15 protein-coding genes are annotated in these 14,172 nt (G+C 59.4%); 6 read left to right on the top strand and 9 right to left on the bottom strand.

Going from position 1 to position 14,172, the window contains the following annotated elements:
- Positions 1-40: 40 nt before the first annotated feature.
- The 3 genes from trmFO to gluQRS are packed head-to-tail and all read left to right on the top strand — an operon-like array spanning position 41 to position 2,922.
- Positions 41-1,381 (top strand): methylenetetrahydrofolate--tRNA-(uracil(54)-C(5))-methyltransferase (FADH(2)-oxidizing) TrmFO, encoded by a 1,341-nt coding sequence (gene trmFO, locus GOX88_RS02475; protein WP_170398753.1) that lies wholly within the window; start codon positions 41-43, stop codon positions 1,379-1,381.
- A gap of 36 nt (positions 1,382-1,417) precedes the next feature.
- Positions 1,418-2,032: a class I SAM-dependent DNA methyltransferase gene (locus tag GOX88_RS02470; protein ID WP_170398750.1), complete on the top strand. Its 615-nt coding sequence runs from the start codon at positions 1,418-1,420 to the stop codon at positions 2,030-2,032.
- Complete coding sequence (gluQRS, locus tag GOX88_RS02465; protein ID WP_170398747.1) at positions 2,029-2,922, top strand: tRNA glutamyl-Q(34) synthetase GluQRS; 894 nt, start codon at positions 2,029-2,031, stop codon at positions 2,920-2,922. The genes GOX88_RS02470 and gluQRS overlap by 4 nt, the downstream gene beginning before the upstream one ends.
- Positions 2,923-2,927: 5 nt before the next feature.
- Here the strand turns inward: gluQRS and hisI are convergent, their stop codons facing one another.
- Positions 2,928-3,317 carry a phosphoribosyl-AMP cyclohydrolase gene (hisI, locus tag GOX88_RS02460; protein WP_170398745.1) on the bottom strand — a complete coding sequence of 130 codons (390 nt, stop codon included), beginning with the start codon at positions 3,315-3,317 and terminating at the stop codon, positions 2,928-2,930.
- Between the two features lie 48 nt (positions 3,318-3,365).
- Between hisI and GOX88_RS02455 the strand changes: the two genes are divergently transcribed.
- Both GOX88_RS02455 and GOX88_RS02450 read left to right on the top strand, forming a co-directional pair.
- Entirely contained in the window at positions 3,366-3,818 is a 453-nt protein-coding gene (locus GOX88_RS02455) for an iron-sulfur cluster assembly scaffold protein (RefSeq protein WP_170398742.1), read from the top strand.
- A 60-nt stretch (positions 3,819-3,878) separates the two neighbouring features.
- Positions 3,879-4,517, top strand: a complete 639-nt coding sequence (locus GOX88_RS02450; RefSeq protein WP_170398738.1) for a MarC family protein — start codon at positions 3,879-3,881, stop codon at positions 4,515-4,517.
- A gap of 185 nt (positions 4,518-4,702) precedes the next feature.
- On the opposite strand, the gene GOX88_RS23610 is transcribed toward GOX88_RS02450, so the two are convergent.
- The 5 genes from GOX88_RS23610 to sciP form a co-directional block, all read right to left on the bottom strand.
- Positions 4,703-4,825, bottom strand: a complete 123-nt coding sequence (locus tag GOX88_RS23610) for a hypothetical protein (RefSeq protein ID WP_302478167.1) — start codon at positions 4,823-4,825, stop codon at positions 4,703-4,705.
- Between the two features lie 112 nt (positions 4,826-4,937).
- Entirely contained in the window at positions 4,938-7,028 is a 2,091-nt protein-coding gene (recG, locus tag GOX88_RS02445; RefSeq protein ID WP_170398735.1) for an ATP-dependent DNA helicase RecG, read from the bottom strand.
- A complete protein-coding gene (ligA, locus tag GOX88_RS02440) occupies positions 7,025-9,151 on the bottom strand; it encodes an NAD-dependent DNA ligase LigA (RefSeq protein WP_170398732.1) in 2,127 nt (708 codons plus the stop codon). The genes recG and ligA overlap by 4 nt, the downstream gene beginning before the upstream one ends.
- Positions 9,152-9,270: 119 nt before the next feature.
- Positions 9,271-9,987, bottom strand: coding sequence for a response regulator transcription factor CtrA (gene ctrA, locus GOX88_RS02435; protein ID WP_170324867.1), 717 nt, complete (start codon positions 9,985-9,987; stop codon positions 9,271-9,273).
- Between the two features lie 83 nt (positions 9,988-10,070).
- Complete coding sequence (gene sciP / locus GOX88_RS02430; RefSeq protein ID WP_170398729.1) at positions 10,071-10,364, bottom strand: CtrA inhibitor SciP; 294 nt, start codon at positions 10,362-10,364, stop codon at positions 10,071-10,073.
- 129 nt (positions 10,365-10,493) lie between these two features.
- Between sciP and mnmA the strand changes: the two genes are divergently transcribed.
- A complete protein-coding gene (gene mnmA, locus GOX88_RS02425) occupies positions 10,494-11,639 on the top strand; it encodes a tRNA 2-thiouridine(34) synthase MnmA (protein ID WP_170398726.1) in 1,146 nt (381 codons plus the stop codon).
- On the opposite strand, the gene GOX88_RS02420 is transcribed toward mnmA, so the two are convergent.
- Genes GOX88_RS02420 through GOX88_RS02410 form a run of 3 tightly spaced genes read right to left on the bottom strand, consistent with a single transcriptional unit; the run spans position 11,636 to position 14,168 of the window.
- Positions 11,636-12,220 (bottom strand): cadmium resistance transporter, encoded by a 585-nt coding sequence (locus GOX88_RS02420; RefSeq protein ID WP_254443267.1) that lies wholly within the window; start codon positions 12,218-12,220, stop codon positions 11,636-11,638. The genes mnmA and GOX88_RS02420 overlap by 4 nt on opposite strands.
- Entirely contained in the window at positions 12,217-13,374 is a 1,158-nt protein-coding gene (lpxB, locus tag GOX88_RS02415; RefSeq protein WP_170398723.1) for a lipid-A-disaccharide synthase, read from the bottom strand. The genes GOX88_RS02420 and lpxB overlap by 4 nt, the downstream gene beginning before the upstream one ends.
- Entirely contained in the window at positions 13,374-14,168 is a 795-nt protein-coding gene (locus tag GOX88_RS02410; RefSeq protein ID WP_170398720.1) for an LpxI family protein, read from the bottom strand. Before GOX88_RS02410 ends, lpxB begins: the two co-directional genes overlap by 1 nt.
- Positions 14,169-14,172: the final 4 nt, after the last annotated feature.

Here is a 14,172-nt window from a genome sequence, read left to right as displayed (position 1 = left end):
CGTGTTGCGTTGAGCAGTGCTGTGCCCTATGTGGCAGCGCATGACACAGAAATTGCATATCGTGGGCGGCGGCATGGCCGGGTCCGAGGCCGCGTGGCAGGCGGCGGAAATGGGCGTGGATGTTGTGATCCACGAAATGCGACCCAAAGTGGGCACATTCGCGCACCAGACCGGCAACCTGGCCGAGATGGTGTGTTCGAACTCGTTCCGATCGGACGACGACGAACAGAATGCAGTTGGCCTGCTGCATTGGGAGATGCGCCAAGCCAACGGTTTGATCATGACGACGGCGGACGCGCACCGTCTGCCCGCAGGTGGTGCGTTGGCCGTGGACCGCGATCCTTTTGCCGAAGCGGTCACCGAGAAACTGCGCGCCCATCCCCGGGTTGAGGTCACGGGCGAAGAGGTGACCTCCCTGCCCGACGACGGCCATTGGATTTTTGCCACCGGACCCCTGACCTCAGCCACGCTGGGTGAGGCTATTCGGATCGAGACCGGCGCCGAGTCGCTGGCTTTCTTCGACGCCATTGCGCCCATTGTGTACGCCGACAGCATCGACATGAGCAAAGCCTGGATGCAATCGCGCTATGACAAGGGCGAAACCGAGGAAGAGCGAACCGCGTATCTGAACTGTCCGATGGATCGCGATCAGTATGAGGCGTTCATCGATGCCCTGTTGGCTGCCGACAAGACCGAGTTCCACGAAGGGGAAACCGCCGGCTATTTCGACGGTTGCCTGCCGATCGAAGTGATGTCGGAACGCGGGCGTGAAACCCTGCGCCACGGTCCAATGAAGCCGGTTGGCCTGACCAACCCGCATCAGCCGGACGTGAAACCTCATGCGGTGGTGCAGCTGCGCCGGGACAATGCCCTTGGCACGCTGTTCAACATCGTGGGCTTTCAGACCAAGATGAAATACGGCGCGCAGACCGAGGTGTTCCGTATGATCCCGGGTCTTGAAAACGCCAGTTTTGCACGTCTGGGCGGCATCCATCGCAACACGTTCATCAACTCGCCCACGCTGCTGGATGCGCAGATGCGTCTGAAATCCAAGCCGAACATCCGTTTCGCCGGGCAGATCACCGGGGTTGAAGGTTACGTCGAGAGCGCCGCCATGGGGCTTCTGGCCGGTCGTATGGCCGCGGCTGAAATACTGGGCCGTGTTCTGCCCGAAGTCCCGCAGGACAGCGCCATGGGGGCCCTGATCCACCACATCACTGGTGGGGCCGAGGCCAAGACCTTCCAGCCGATGAACGTCAATTTCGGCCTGTTCCGCCCTGTAGACGGGCTGAAGGGAGGGCGTCGTGGCCGCAAGGATCGTTACAAGGCCTATACGGATCGCGCCAAGGCCGAATGGACAAACTGGCTCGCGCATTGCTGACTGGACGCACCCCGACCTGCGTCCTAACATCTGTATATGAACGACAATAAGATCAAAGAAAGCTACAGCTTGGAAACGCCCGAGGCCTCACGGGCGCATTATCAGAAATGGGCCTCTTCGTATGATGCCGAAGTCGGTGCGCACGGTTACGCGACCCCCGCTCGCGTGGCCGAGGCGCTTTGGTCCAAAATGCCCGAACCCCAGACACCTGTTCTGGATTATGGATGTGGCACCGGCCTATCAGGCGAAGCCCTGCACGCCGCCGGTTTTCAGGTGATAGACGGTGTCGACCCGACCCCCAAAATGCTTGAGGGGGCCCTGGCAAAGGGTGTCTACCGAAAGCTCTCCACTTTTGAGATCACGGACCCGAACCCGTTGGAGGAAGGTGCCTACAAGGCCATAGCCGCCATCGGTGTAATCAGTGTAGGTACTGCGCCGCCCGAGGTGTTTGATATTCTGATGCGCGCCCTGCCCCAAGGCGGCCTGCTAGCTTTTTCCTTTAATGATCATACGCTTACGGATAAATCTTATACTGTTCGGCTGAATGATTGGCTGGATATGGGGGCCGCGCGGCTTCTATTCCGGGAATATGGCCCGCATCTGCCGGGCATGGACTTGAAATCTGACGTATATGTTGTTGAGAAAGCGTGACATTTAAGACCCGTTTCGCGCCGTCGCCAACTGGCCCTTTGCACTTGGGTCATGCCTATTCGGCGATGCTGGCCCATGATCTTGCTGCAGTTGAGAACGGACAGTTCCTGCTGAGGATCGAGGATATCGACCGCTCGCGGTCGCGGTCTCATTGGGAAGATCAAATCTATGACGACTTGCATTGGCTGGACCTTCACTGGCCAGACCCAGTTATGCGGCAGTCAGATCGCTTGGCCGCGTATGACAAGGCACTGGATGACCTGTGGGCGCGCGGTTTGCTGTACCCCTGCACCTGCAACCGCAAGGATATCGCCACCGCCGCCAGTGCGCCGCAGGAAGGCGCGCCTCTGCATGGGCCGGACGGGATCATCTATCCCGGCACATGCCGAGCGAAATGGCAGCCGAGTTCAGCTAGTGACCCGCGCCCCAAGGACGTACCACTGCGCCTGGACATGACCGCTGCCGGCAGGCTGCTTCTGAACACCGCGCAAACCGACACCATCGTTGGATCGTTTCAGGAAGACGGTGCCGGACCCAATGGCGAAACGGGCACCATAACTTTCTCTCTGGAGGAGCTGACGAAATCCATTGGCGACGTCGTGTTGTCCCGGCGTGATATGGGCACGTCCTACCATCTGTCGGTGGTTTTGGATGACGCCGCACAAGGCATCACCCATGTCATCCGCGGTCAGGATCTGTTCGAAGCTACACGCATACACGTGGTATTACAGGGTTTGCTTGGCTTACCGACACCGCAGTACCTCCATCACCGGCTGATCCGGGATGAGGCAGGTAAACGCCTGGCAAAACGTGACGACGCGCGAGCGATCTCGAAATACCGGGCCGAGGGGGCCTCGGCCGCGGATATCCGGGCAATGGTTGGGCTGTGACCGGGTCACTCCATCGGTGACATCAGCTCGACCTCGTCCCCGTTGCGAACGGCCGTGTAGAAGCAGGTGCGGCGGTTCGTATGACACGCGGCACCGGTCTGGCGCACCAGAACCAGCAGACAATCGCGGTCGCAGTCAAAGCGGAAATCCACCAACTTCTGCACATGCCCCGAGGTTTCACCTTTGATCCAGAACGACTGACGGGACCGCGACCAGTAGGTCACACGCCCGGTTTCCAGTGTTTTTTCAACGGCTTGAACGTTCATCCATGCCATCATCAACACCTCGCCGGTGCTTTCATCCTGAGCAATGGCCGGGATCAGTCCGGCCTCGTTGTATTTCAATTCGGTCGGGTCAAATGTGACTGTAGCGGACATGAGAAAAACCTTTTGCATCCCGGTGGATGCTCACTATGTATGGGGAACAGACAACGAGGGAAAGCCATGTCCGGCGACAACGATCTGATAAAGCTCTATTCCGGCCGCATTCTGGCGCTGGCCGCGGACATTCCGCATCTGGACCGGCTTGAAAACCCCGATGCCACAGTGAAAAAGCGCTCGCCCCTGTGCGGGTCGACTGTGACCGTGGATGTGAAGATGCAGGACGGCAGGGTCTCGGATTACGGGCAGGATGTGAAAGCCTGCGCGCTGGGTCAGGCCTCGGCCGCAGTTGTTGGCGGCGCCATTGTCGGCGCGACACGGGCACAGGTGGAAACCGCGCGTGATCAGCTTTCGGCCATGTTGAAAAAAGACGGCCCGGCGCCCGGTGCGCCATTTGACGGGCTCGAGGTGCTGATGCCTGCGCGGGATTACAAGAACCGTCACGCGTCGATCCTGCTGGCGTTGGAGGCCGCGGCCGAGGCTATGGAGCAGGCCGAACAGGCCAATTGCGCCTGAACGTAGCTTTCTGCCGCAAACCCGTCTAACCTCAGCGTAAATTTTGGGGGAGTGACTGGTTTGAATAATCTGCTTGAGCATTTCGTTACCCTTTGGGTCGTTATCGATCCCATTGGCACGATCCCCGTTTTCATCGCTGTCACTGCCACCCTGACCGCCTCGGCCCGTCGAAAAACGGCCCTTCTTGCCGCCCTGGTCAGCGCCGGGGTACTGCTGTTCTTCCTGGTGTTTGGCCAGTTGCTGATTGAAGCACTGGATATCGGCCTGAACTCATTTCAGGTCGCGGGTGGCATCATTCTGTTTCTTTTTGCACTGACGATGATCTTTGGCGAAAGCAAGCAGGTCGTCGAACAACACGAAGCCGAGGAAGAGCTGGAAAGGCCGTCGCACCGTCCCAACCCGGCGATCTTTCCGCTGGCAGTTCCCTCACTAGCATCCCCGGGGGCGATGCTGGCCATTGTGATCCTCACCGACAACCATCGCTACAGTGCCGCAGATCAGGGCATTACGGCGTTGGTGATGCTGTCGGTCATTCTGATTTCGTTCATTTTGATGCTGCTGGCCGACCCGATCATCCGACTGATACGCTATTCGGGTGCCGCCATCATCAGCCGCGTCATGGGTATGATCCTGGCCTCGGTCGCGGTAAATTCCGTGTTGTCGGCGATGCTTGAGATCATCAAAACGGGTGAGCTTTAAGAAAAAGCCGCCGCACCTTCCGGGCGGAAAGGGCGGCGGCAGGTTGTGCGTGTCTCGTGTGGGGTCCGGATAGCCGCGCAGGGCCGAGGCAGGCCCTTCAAGGGAAATGGGACAGGCAGGTCACCCTTGACTGAAATGGGGATGACAGCACGGTATGATCGGCACGAGATCGCAGGCAGAAAGGGTCAGAACGTTCCGGGTAGGTGAAGGGCCACCATCAGCATGACGACCAGAGACACGGCCCCCACAGCATCCTGCAACAAAGTCGATTGCGAGCGGCTAATGGCGGTCTTGATCTGGGTCAGCATGGTCTCACCTCCGGTCAGAGCTTTAATCCTTTGTTGACCTTTTGTTCTCATATTTTGCCGAGTCGGTAAAGAACTTTTTGAGAACATTTGTGAACTTATGAGAACGTACTTGCTAACCCACTGAAATCAAACGTATTGCCTGATCCTGTTTCATCAGCCACAAAAGAACGCGCGCCGCCTGCCCTCGGTCCGAGTTCAGTTGCGGGTCAGCTGAAAGCAGCGCACGGGCGTCCGTTTGGGCGACGGCCATCAATCCGGCCTGCCGTTCAAGATCCGCGATCCGGAACTTCGGCAGACCGGACTGTGCCGTGCCGATCAGATCACCCGCACCGCGTATTTGCAGGTCGGTTTCCGAGATTCTGAACCCGTCTTCGGTTTCGCGCAGAACCTCAAGCCGCTTCCTACCGCCCTCGCTGAGCGGCGGTTGATACATCAGCAGACAAGTGGAATCCGCCTCGCCACGCCCAACCCGACCGCGAAGCTGATGCAATTGCGCCAGGCCAAATATCTCGGCCCGTTCGATGACCATGATCGACGCATTCGGGACGTTGACGCCGACCTCAATCACGGTTGTGGCGACCAAAACCTTGCTCTGCCCCTCCTGAAACGCCTTCATCGCGGCATCTTTGTCGGCCGAGGGCATCTGGCCGTGCACCAACCCGACCGTTCCTTCGCCCAGAATTGCGCGGAGGCGTTTGAACCGTTCCTCAGCGGCCGTCAGATCCGAGACCTCGGACTCATCGACCAAAGGACAGACCCAATAGCACTGGCGCCCTTCATCAATGGCGCGGCGCAGATGGGACACGACCTCTTCCATACGTTCGGTGCTGACTATGGCGGTTTTGATCGGCTTCCGCCCGGGCGGTTTTTCATCCAGCACCGAAACATCCATATCGCCATATTGCGCCAGCGCGAGGCTCCGCGGAATTGGTGTGGCCGTCATGACAAGAACATCCGCGCCCTGCCCTTTTTCGGACAATTCCATCCTCTGCCGAACGCCAAACCGGTGCTGTTCATCGACGATGGCAAGACGCAGCGCCCTGAACTCCACGTCGCTTTGGAACACGGCATGGGTGCCGACCAGAATGTGAATATCGCCGTTCTTCAGTGCCGCCAGTTTGGCGCGTCGCTCAGCGCCCTTGTCCCGGCCCGTGAGGATGTTCAGGACAACGCCGGCTTCCTCGGCCAATGGCCTCAACCCCTCCAGATGTTGCCGGGCCAAAATCTCGGTCGGGGCCATCATGACACCCTGCCCGCCAGCTTCGACCGCGACAAGCAGCGCCATGAACGCCACCAACGTTTTCCCCGCGCCCACATCGCCCTGTAGCAACCGGTTCATCCGCGCATCCGAGGCCATGTCAGCCGCGATATCATCAATCGCCCGTATCTGCGCGCCGGTGGGCTTATAGGGAAGGCTGGCCAGAACCTTTGCTTGCAACGCGCCGGTCCCGACGCTGACAATGCCCCGCGCCTTCCGCTCACGCTGTCGCGCCAGAGCCAGTGTCAGTTGATGCGCAAAAAGCTCATCATAAGCCAGACGCTCGCGCGCGGGCGCAAAAGCAGCGACATCATCCGCCCCTTGTGGATTATGCGCAGCCGCAATTGCAGCCGACCAATCGGACCACCCCTGTTTCGACACCAGAGCCGGATCAATCCATTCCTTCAGGTCTGGCGCCCGCGCCAAAGCACTGCGTGCCGCCTTGTAGGCCGTCTTTTGCGTGATCCCCTGTGTCAGGTGATACACCGGTTCAAAGTCGGGAATGTCTTGCGCCTCTTCCACCGGTACCATGTGATCCGGATGAACCATCTGCGCCATGCCATCGAACAGCTCAAGCTTGCCCGAGATCACACGGCGAGAACCCTGCGGCAGAACCCGTTTCAGATAGACGCCGCGCGCATGGAAGAACACCAGTTGGAAATCCGCTTGGCTATCCTCGACATGTATCCTGTACGCGCCGCCTTTGTTGCGCGGCGGCCTGTGTGCACCAACGGTGACCTCGACAGTAAGGGTCGTAGGCAGGTCGGCGCCCTGAATGGTGTCACGTCGCCTGCGGTCAATGACGGCATACGGCAGGCTGAACAAAACGTCACGCGGCGAGTCCGTGCCCGCCTGCGTCAGAACCTGCGCCGTTTTCGGGCCCACACCGTCCAGCGTTTCAAGACCCGCGAACAACGGGAATAACTGTTCGGGACGTCCACTCATACGGTGCCGATCAGCTGCAGCCAGCCATCCTCATCCAGTGTTTCAACCCCCAGCTCTGCTGCCTTTTTCGCTTTGGACCCCGCCCCGGGGCCAGCCACCAGAATATCGGTCTTTTTGCTGACCGAGCCCGAGACTTTGGCTCCCAAAGCCTCGGCCCGGGCCTTGGCTTCAGCGCGGGTCATCTTTTCCAGCGTGCCTGTGAAAACAACAGTCTTGCCCGCGACGGGGCTGCCTGTCGTGTCCGGGCGTTTTGCCTCTTGAACGTCCAGCTGCGCAACAAGCGCGTCGATGCTGGCACGTTCAGCCTCTTGCGCAAAGGCGGACACGAGGGCGCGGGCCATAATTTCACCAACGCCGTCGACGCTCAGCAGATCGTCCCACTCGGGACCTTCGAAATTCGCCGCTGCCGTGACGGCACTTTCGAAGTCGGACCACGTGCCATAATGGGTAGCAATCAGGTTCGAGGCCGCCTCGCCCATATGGCGGATACCCAATGCAAACAGCAGTCGGCCAAAAGGTATCTCGCGCTTTTCGTCAATCGCGGCCCACAGGTTACCGGCACTTTGCGCGCCCCAACCTTTACGGTTGGCCAGTTTGTTCAGGTTCGAGGCATCGCGCTCCTGCAAGGTAAAAATATCAACCGGAGTTCTGACCGGCAGATCGGGATCGTCATAGAACATCTCGATCTGTTTGGCGCCCAATCCTTCGATGTCGAAAGCCTTGCGTGAGACAAAATGTTTCAGCTTTTCAACTGCCTGCGCCGGGCAGATCACGCCACCGGTACAGCGCCGGACGGCATCGCCCTCCTCACGCACGGCATCGCTGTTGCATTCGGGGCAGGTCGTGGGAAAGTCGAATGGCTCGGCCCCCTCGGGGCGCTTTGAAATGTCTACATCGGCCAGTTTGGGGATCACGTCACCAGCGCGGTAAACCTGCACCCAGTCGCCGACGCGAATATCCTTGCCGTCACGGATTGTACCGCCCTTGGCGTCGCGGCCTGCGATATAGTCCTCGTTGTGCAGCGTGGCGTTCGACACGACCACACCGCCCACGGTCACCGGGTGCAGCCTGGCCACCGGGCTGAGTGCGCCGGTTCGCCCCACCTGGATGTCAATTGCTTCAAGCCGGGTCCAGGCCAGCTCGGCCGGGAATTTATGCGCGATCGCCCAGCGAGGCGTCGTGGACCGGAACCCAAGTCGTGCCTGCAGAGACAGATCGTTTACTTTGTAAACGACGCCGTCGATATCATAACCCAGCGTGGACCGCTGAGCCTCGATATCCCGGTAGTGGTCCAACATCTGACCGGTCGTTTCGCATAGCCGGGTCAGCGGGTTGGTGGCAAACCCGAAGGTTCGTAACCGGTCAATTGCGCCCATCTGGGTGTCGGACAATGGCTCGGACAATTCGCCCCAGGCATAGGCAAAGAACCGTAGCGGACGCGCCCGCGTGACAGCCGAATCCAACTGTCGCAATGACCCTGCGGCCGCATTTCTAGGATTGGCAAAGGGTTTTTCTCCGGCCTCTTCCTGCCGGATGTTCAGCTTTTCGAAGTCCTCATGCGACATGTAGACTTCGCCCCGCACCTCAAGGACGTCCGGAGCATCCGCGATGGTTTGCGGGATGTCCGAAATCGTCCGGGCATTGGCGGTGACGTTTTCTCCGACCTCACCATCACCGCGCGTGGCGGCCTGAATCAGTTTCCCGTTCTCATACCGCAAAGACAGCGACAAACCGTCGATCTTTGGCTCTGCGGTGAAGGCCAGACGCTCTGCACCGTCCAACCCAAGGTATTTCCGGATCGAGCGATCAAAGTCCTGGACGTCTTCGTCATCAAACGCATTGCCCAGCGACATCATGCGCACGGCGTGTGTGATTTTGGAAAACCCGTCGGCTGGTCGCGCACCCACCTGATCCGACGGGCTGTCAGCCCGTTTCAAATGAGGGAATCGCGCCTCGATCTCGGCATTGCGGAGTTTGAGCGCATCGTAGTCGGCATCGGAAATCTCTGGTGCGTCTTCCGCGTGATACAGTGTATTTGCCCGCGCAAGCTTTTCCGCAAGCTGCGCCAATTCTGTCCGCGCGGCGTCCTCTGTGAGGTCAGATACCGGAATCAATTTGCTCATGGCCTCGCCCTGTCACGTATTCTTGGACCTCAGTGATAGGGCGAGGCCATGGTTAGGTCCAGTCGTGCTGTTCAGTGAGTGAAAAAGGTCGCCCCGGACCACAGGCGACCATGTTCAAATCATGCGCCGACGGCCATCCGGGTTTCGTCGACACTGTTGCTTTGCGGATCGCGCAGGACATAGCCCCTGCCCCAAACGGTTTCGATATAGTTATCGCCACCGGTCGCGTTGCTGAGCTTTTTGCGAAGTTTGCAGATAAACACGTCGATGATCTTCAGCTCGGGCTCATCCATTCCGCCATAGAGGTGGTTGAGGAACATCTCTTTGGTCAGCGTTGTGCCCTTGCGCAGGCTCAGCAGTTCGAGCATCTGATATTCCTTGCCGGTCAGATGCACTGCCTTACCTTCCACCTCAACCGTTTTGGCATCCAGATTCACCGCCACCTGTCCGGTGCGGATGATCGATTGCGAGTGCCCTTTCGACCGGCGGATGATGGCGTGGATACGGGCCACCAACTCCTCACGATGGAACGGTTTGGTCATGTAGTCATCAGCACCAAAACCGAAGCCCTTGATCTTGCTTTCCGTATCATCTGCACCTGACAGGATCAGGATCGGTGTTTCCACTCGCGCAATGCGTAGCTGTCGGAGTACTTCGTGTCCGTTCATGTCTGGCAGATTCAAATCCAGAAGGATCAGATCGTAATCATACAGTTTTGCCAGATCGATACCTTCCTCGCCGAGGTCCGTTGCATAGACGTTGAGGTTGGCGTGCGTCAGCATCAGTTCGATGCTTTTCGACGTGGTCGGATCATCCTCGACAAGAAGTATACGCATTTACTGCTCCAATTCGGGTCAATTTACCAATTTCAAATTGAGCCTGCTCAAAAATGGTTAATCTGACGTTACCGTTGAATCATTTATTCACTTTCGCCTATAGGTTGTCGATATTTTTTTAGCGCGGTGACTTTCAGAGCGTCCGTTCCATGTTCGGCAACCGCGAAAACCCACGCATTGAACTCCTCATCACTCAGCCCATAACGCTTTTTGGCATCCGACAGCGTGATCAGGCCGTAAATCACGCCCCGCACGACAATTGCCTTGCGCGAGGCGACCCAGCGGGTCGTATCCTCGGGCGGCAGGTCGGCGCGCGATAAAACCGTTCCATCCGGCAGGGTTACCGACCTTGGTCCTTCTACTTTGTGCAAATACATCTCTCGGTCCTCTTCGTGCTGCGACAAAGCTGACACCAGCCTACTTAATGCAGAGTGAAACCGCCCCTTGAGAGTGTGTAGAATTTTCCTATATTCTGCCGGTCTTTCTTAACCCGCACTGGAATCGTCATGGCCCTCGATACCGAGACACCGCTGAACTCGCTCGGCTTTGCCAAACCCCCGTCGGAAACGCGGGTTGTTGTGGCCATGTCCGGCGGCGTGGACAGTTCCGTTGTCGCCGCCCATCTGGCTGATGAAGGCTATGACGTGGTGGGCGTGACGCTGCAACTGTACGACCACGGGGCTGCCTTGGCCAAGAAAGGCGCCTGTTGCGCGGGGATCGACATTCATGACGCGCGCCGCGTGGCCGAGGAACGCGGGTTCCCGCACTACGTTCTGGACTACGAAAACATTTTCAAGGACGCAGTGATCGACGAGTTCGCCGACAGCTATCTGGCAGGAGCGACCCCGGTCCCCTGTATCCGCTGCAACGAACGGGTGAAATTCAAGGACCTGCTGGAAACTGCCAAGGATCTTGAAGCCGACTGCATGGCAACTGGTCACTATATCCAGCGCAAGATGGGACCGAACGGGCCCGAGCTGCACAGCGCCGAGGATGCGAACCGGGATCAGTCCTACTTCCTGTTCTCGACCACGCCCGAGCAGTTGGACTTTCTGCGGTTCCCTCTGGGTCACCTGCCCTCAAAAGACGCCACCCGCGAGATGGCCGCGCAATACGGGCTGGCCGTGGCCGACAAGCCCGACAGTCAGGACATCTGCTTTGTACCCGATGGCAACTATGCCAGTGTGATCGAGAAACTGCGCCCTGGTGCTGCGGAACCCGGTGAGATCGTGCATGCCGATGGCCGCGTACTGGCACAGCACAACGGCGTCATCCACTACACGATCGGACAACGACGCGGGCTGGGCATCGGTGGCCTGAGCGAGCCACTTTATGTGGTCAAGCTGGACGTGGACAAAAAACAGGTGGTTGTCGGCCCCAAGGAAATGCTTGCCACGCGCACCATTCCGGTACGAGAGATCAACTGGCTGGGTGATGAGCCTTTCACCTCGCGTGATGAATGGCATGTGACGGTCAAGGTCCGTTCAACCCGCCCGCCGCGCGAGGCGATCATTCGCCCTCTGTCCGCCACAACGGCCGAGGTCGAACTGCTGACACCCGAGGAAGGCGTTTCCCCGGGTCAGGCCTGTGTGTTTTATGCTTCGGAAGGCAGCCGCATCTTTGGCGGCGGCTGGATCTGGCGCGGTTTCTAAACCGCGTCCGTCCACGAGTTGCTGAGGATATAAAGCCCGGCACAGATCATCACGTAAGGCACCAGACGCTCCAGTCGACGCGCCAATGCGCCGCTCATGAAAGGCGCTTTTGACCCCAGCAAGGCGACTGTTGCCAGGCTGGCCGCAGCAAGCGCTGCGCCAATCACACCGGCAGTTCGGTAACTGGGGGCCGAATCCGCCAACAGTGGCGCCAGAACCGCGAACGTGTCCATCGACAGGCTGATGAACAGCAACGTGATCATGATGATCGACGCCCCGGTTTCCAGTTTGGGATCTGATTTGGCCTCTTTTCCGCTTCTCCTCCGGATCAGAGCCAGAATGCCAAGACTCAGCGGGATCACCCCCAAATAGCCCGCCCAGTGCGGCACCACATCCTCGACCCCTAACGCCAGCAAAAGCGCCGCACCGATCACGATTGCCTGCGCCATCAGGAACCCAAAGATCGACCGCTTTGCCCCCGAAACCATCGACAGCGCCAGCAGCGCCGCCAGATTGTCCAGATTTGTCAGGACCTGGGCCATAAAGGCCGACAGTCCAAAAAGCGCAAAGTCCAGCATCATGCGTTCATCCGGGACAAAACCGCTTTGGCCGCCCGCAGACCGGGCGCCTCGCCGCCGCGCCCAAGCCGGTCCATCGTTGTTACCATGGCTTCGCGTTGGACATCCGGCGCGTCCGAAACCTGCTTTAACGCGGTCGCAATATTCTCGGGCTGGCAATCATCCAGAAGGCATTCGGGAACTGTTCGAGTTTCCGACACCAGATTAACCAGTGTCACGGTATCCAGATCGACCATGCGCTTGGCGATCAGGGTCGTCAGCCAGTTGAGGTTATAGGCAATCACCATCGGCGTTGCCTGTGCCGCCAGTTCCAGCGAAACAGTGCCCGAAGCCGCCAGCGCCAGCTCTGCCGCCGCAAAGGCAGCCCGCTTCCGGGCGACCGCCTCGTCCGAGGGCATGTTACGCGGATCGACTACCACCGGATTGCCCGGCCAGCTTTGCACGCGCTGCGCAACGGTTTCGACCATATGCGCCACAGCTGGCACCACGACCCGCACGTCCGGCCGGTCTTGCAGATAAAGCTTCAGCGCCTCACCAAAAACCGGGGCCAACCGCTCGATTTCTCCTCCGCGCGAGCCCGGCAGAGCCAGTAGGATCGGAGCGTCACCGAGGCCATAGGCGGCGCGGAATTCCCGGACATCGTCTTCAGTTGCCACTGGCTCGCTGGCCACCGGGTGGCCAACGAAATCGCATTCCATGCCAGCGCGCTCCATATAGGGCGGCTCGAAGGGCAGCAGCGCCAGAACGTGATCGATTACCTTGGCCATCTTGTCTGCCCGACCCGGCCTCCACGCCCAGACACTGGGGGCCACGTAATGTACCGTCCGGATATCGCTCTGCGCCTTGACGATCTTCGCAACGCGCAGCGAGAAGTCGGGGCTGTCGATGGTGATCAGCACATCCGGCTGCGTGTCCAGAACAGCCTGCGCAGTCTCGGCAATCCGGCGTTTGAGATGGAAGAACTTGGGCAGAACCTCGACCAACCCCATCACCGAAAGCTCGGCCATCGGGAAACGGCTTTCCAAACCCTGCGCCTGCATCAAGGGGCCGCCAACGCCGTCGAACTGAACATCTGGAACGAGACTGCGCAGCCCCTCCATCAGCGCACCGCCCAAACGGTCGCCCGAAGGTTCTCCGGCGACCACAAACACCCGCATCAGCTGGCCCGCTCGCGCACGTAGAGGAACAGGCCAAGGCGATTGCACTCGTCGATGACCCGGTCCTGCTGCAGGACGATCACACCACCCTTTTCGATGACGATCCCGGTCAGTCCTGCGGCCACGGCAGAGGACACCGTACCCGGACCAATCGTCGGCAAATCAGCGCGGCGATCCTGATCCGGTTTTGGGGCTTTGAACAGAACCCCGCCCCCCGCATCCGGGCGTTGGGTCAAAGTCTGCAACATCCAGTCTGTGCCAAAGATGCTTTCCACCGCCAATGCCTGCCCTTTGGACACAGCACAGGCTTGCCCGATATCCGCCGCACCCATGGCTCGGAGGATACCTGCGGCCCGATCGGCATCGGTCAGATCAGCCTCAGAGGGCTGCGCTTCGGTCAGACAGCCAAGTTGCGGCAGTAATGTGGGCGCAATCTCATGCGCTGCGCGAACGGTCAGTCCGGATTCTTCGAAAATGCCGATCACGGCGCGCAAGGCGCTGTCATCGCCGGACATGAGCGCCTGTTGCAGGACCGGCACCAGCGGCATCGTCGCGGCGTCGATGCGTGAGGGATCAATAGGCGGGCGCCGAACGGCACCTGCCATGCAGATCTCGGTCACGCCACGCGCCTTCAGATCCGCGATGAAACTGCCAAGCTGTTCCAGCGGAAACACAATATCCGCAGTCAGGGTGTCGGGTGTGAACCCTTCCATCGCACAGACTACCGGACGATCGGAAAGATGCTCTACCACTTCGCCCGGCAACGCGCCCGTTCCAGCAATCAGCGCCAGCATCGGT

Origin of the sequence: Ruegeria arenilitoris, from assembly GCF_013030985.1 — a bacterium.
GTDB classification, from domain to species: Bacteria; Pseudomonadota; Alphaproteobacteria; order Rhodobacterales; family Rhodobacteraceae; genus Ruegeria; species Ruegeria arenilitoris_B.
This window is presented reverse-complemented; position numbering and strand designations above follow the sequence as displayed.

What these genes read in the sequence shown, in the direction of transcription:
- GOX88_RS02470 (WP_170398750.1), top strand. Translation starts at nt 1,418, where the DNA reads ATGAACGACAATAAGATCAAAGAAAGCTACAGCTTGGAAACGCCCGAG.
- GOX88_RS02410 (WP_170398720.1), bottom strand. Translation starts at nt 14,168, where the DNA reads ATGCTGGCGCTGATTGCTGGAACGGGCGCGTTGCCGGGCGAAGTGGTA.
- GOX88_RS23610 (WP_302478167.1), bottom strand. Translation starts at nt 4,825, where the DNA reads ATGCTGACCCAGATCAAGACCGCCATTAGCCGCTCGCAATCGACTTTG.
- hisI (WP_170398745.1), bottom strand. Translation starts at nt 3,317, where the DNA reads ATGCAAAAGGTTTTTCTCATGTCCGCTACAGTCACATTTGACCCGACC.
- recG (WP_170398735.1), bottom strand. Translation starts at nt 7,028, where the DNA reads ATGAGTGGACGTCCCGAACAGTTATTCCCGTTGTTCGCGGGTCTTGAA.
- GOX88_RS02455 (WP_170398742.1), top strand. Translation starts at nt 3,366, where the DNA reads ATGTCCGGCGACAACGATCTGATAAAGCTCTATTCCGGCCGCATTCTG.
- sciP (WP_170398729.1), bottom strand. Translation starts at nt 10,364, where the DNA reads ATGTATTTGCACAAAGTAGAAGGACCAAGGTCGGTAACCCTGCCGGAT.
- ctrA (WP_170324867.1), bottom strand. Translation starts at nt 9,987, where the DNA reads ATGCGTATACTTCTTGTCGAGGATGATCCGACCACGTCGAAAAGCATC.
- lpxB (WP_170398723.1), bottom strand. Translation starts at nt 13,374, where the DNA reads ATGCGGGTGTTTGTGGTCGCCGGAGAACCTTCGGGCGACCGTTTGGGC.
- GOX88_RS02420 (WP_254443267.1), bottom strand. Translation starts at nt 12,220, where the DNA reads ATGATGCTGGACTTTGCGCTTTTTGGACTGTCGGCCTTTATGGCCCAG.
- trmFO (WP_170398753.1), top strand. Translation starts at nt 41, where the DNA reads ATGACACAGAAATTGCATATCGTGGGCGGCGGCATGGCCGGGTCCGAG.
- ligA (WP_170398732.1), bottom strand. Translation starts at nt 9,151, where the DNA reads ATGAGCAAATTGATTCCGGTATCTGACCTCACAGAGGACGCCGCGCGG.
- mnmA (WP_170398726.1), top strand. Translation starts at nt 10,494, where the DNA reads ATGGCCCTCGATACCGAGACACCGCTGAACTCGCTCGGCTTTGCCAAA.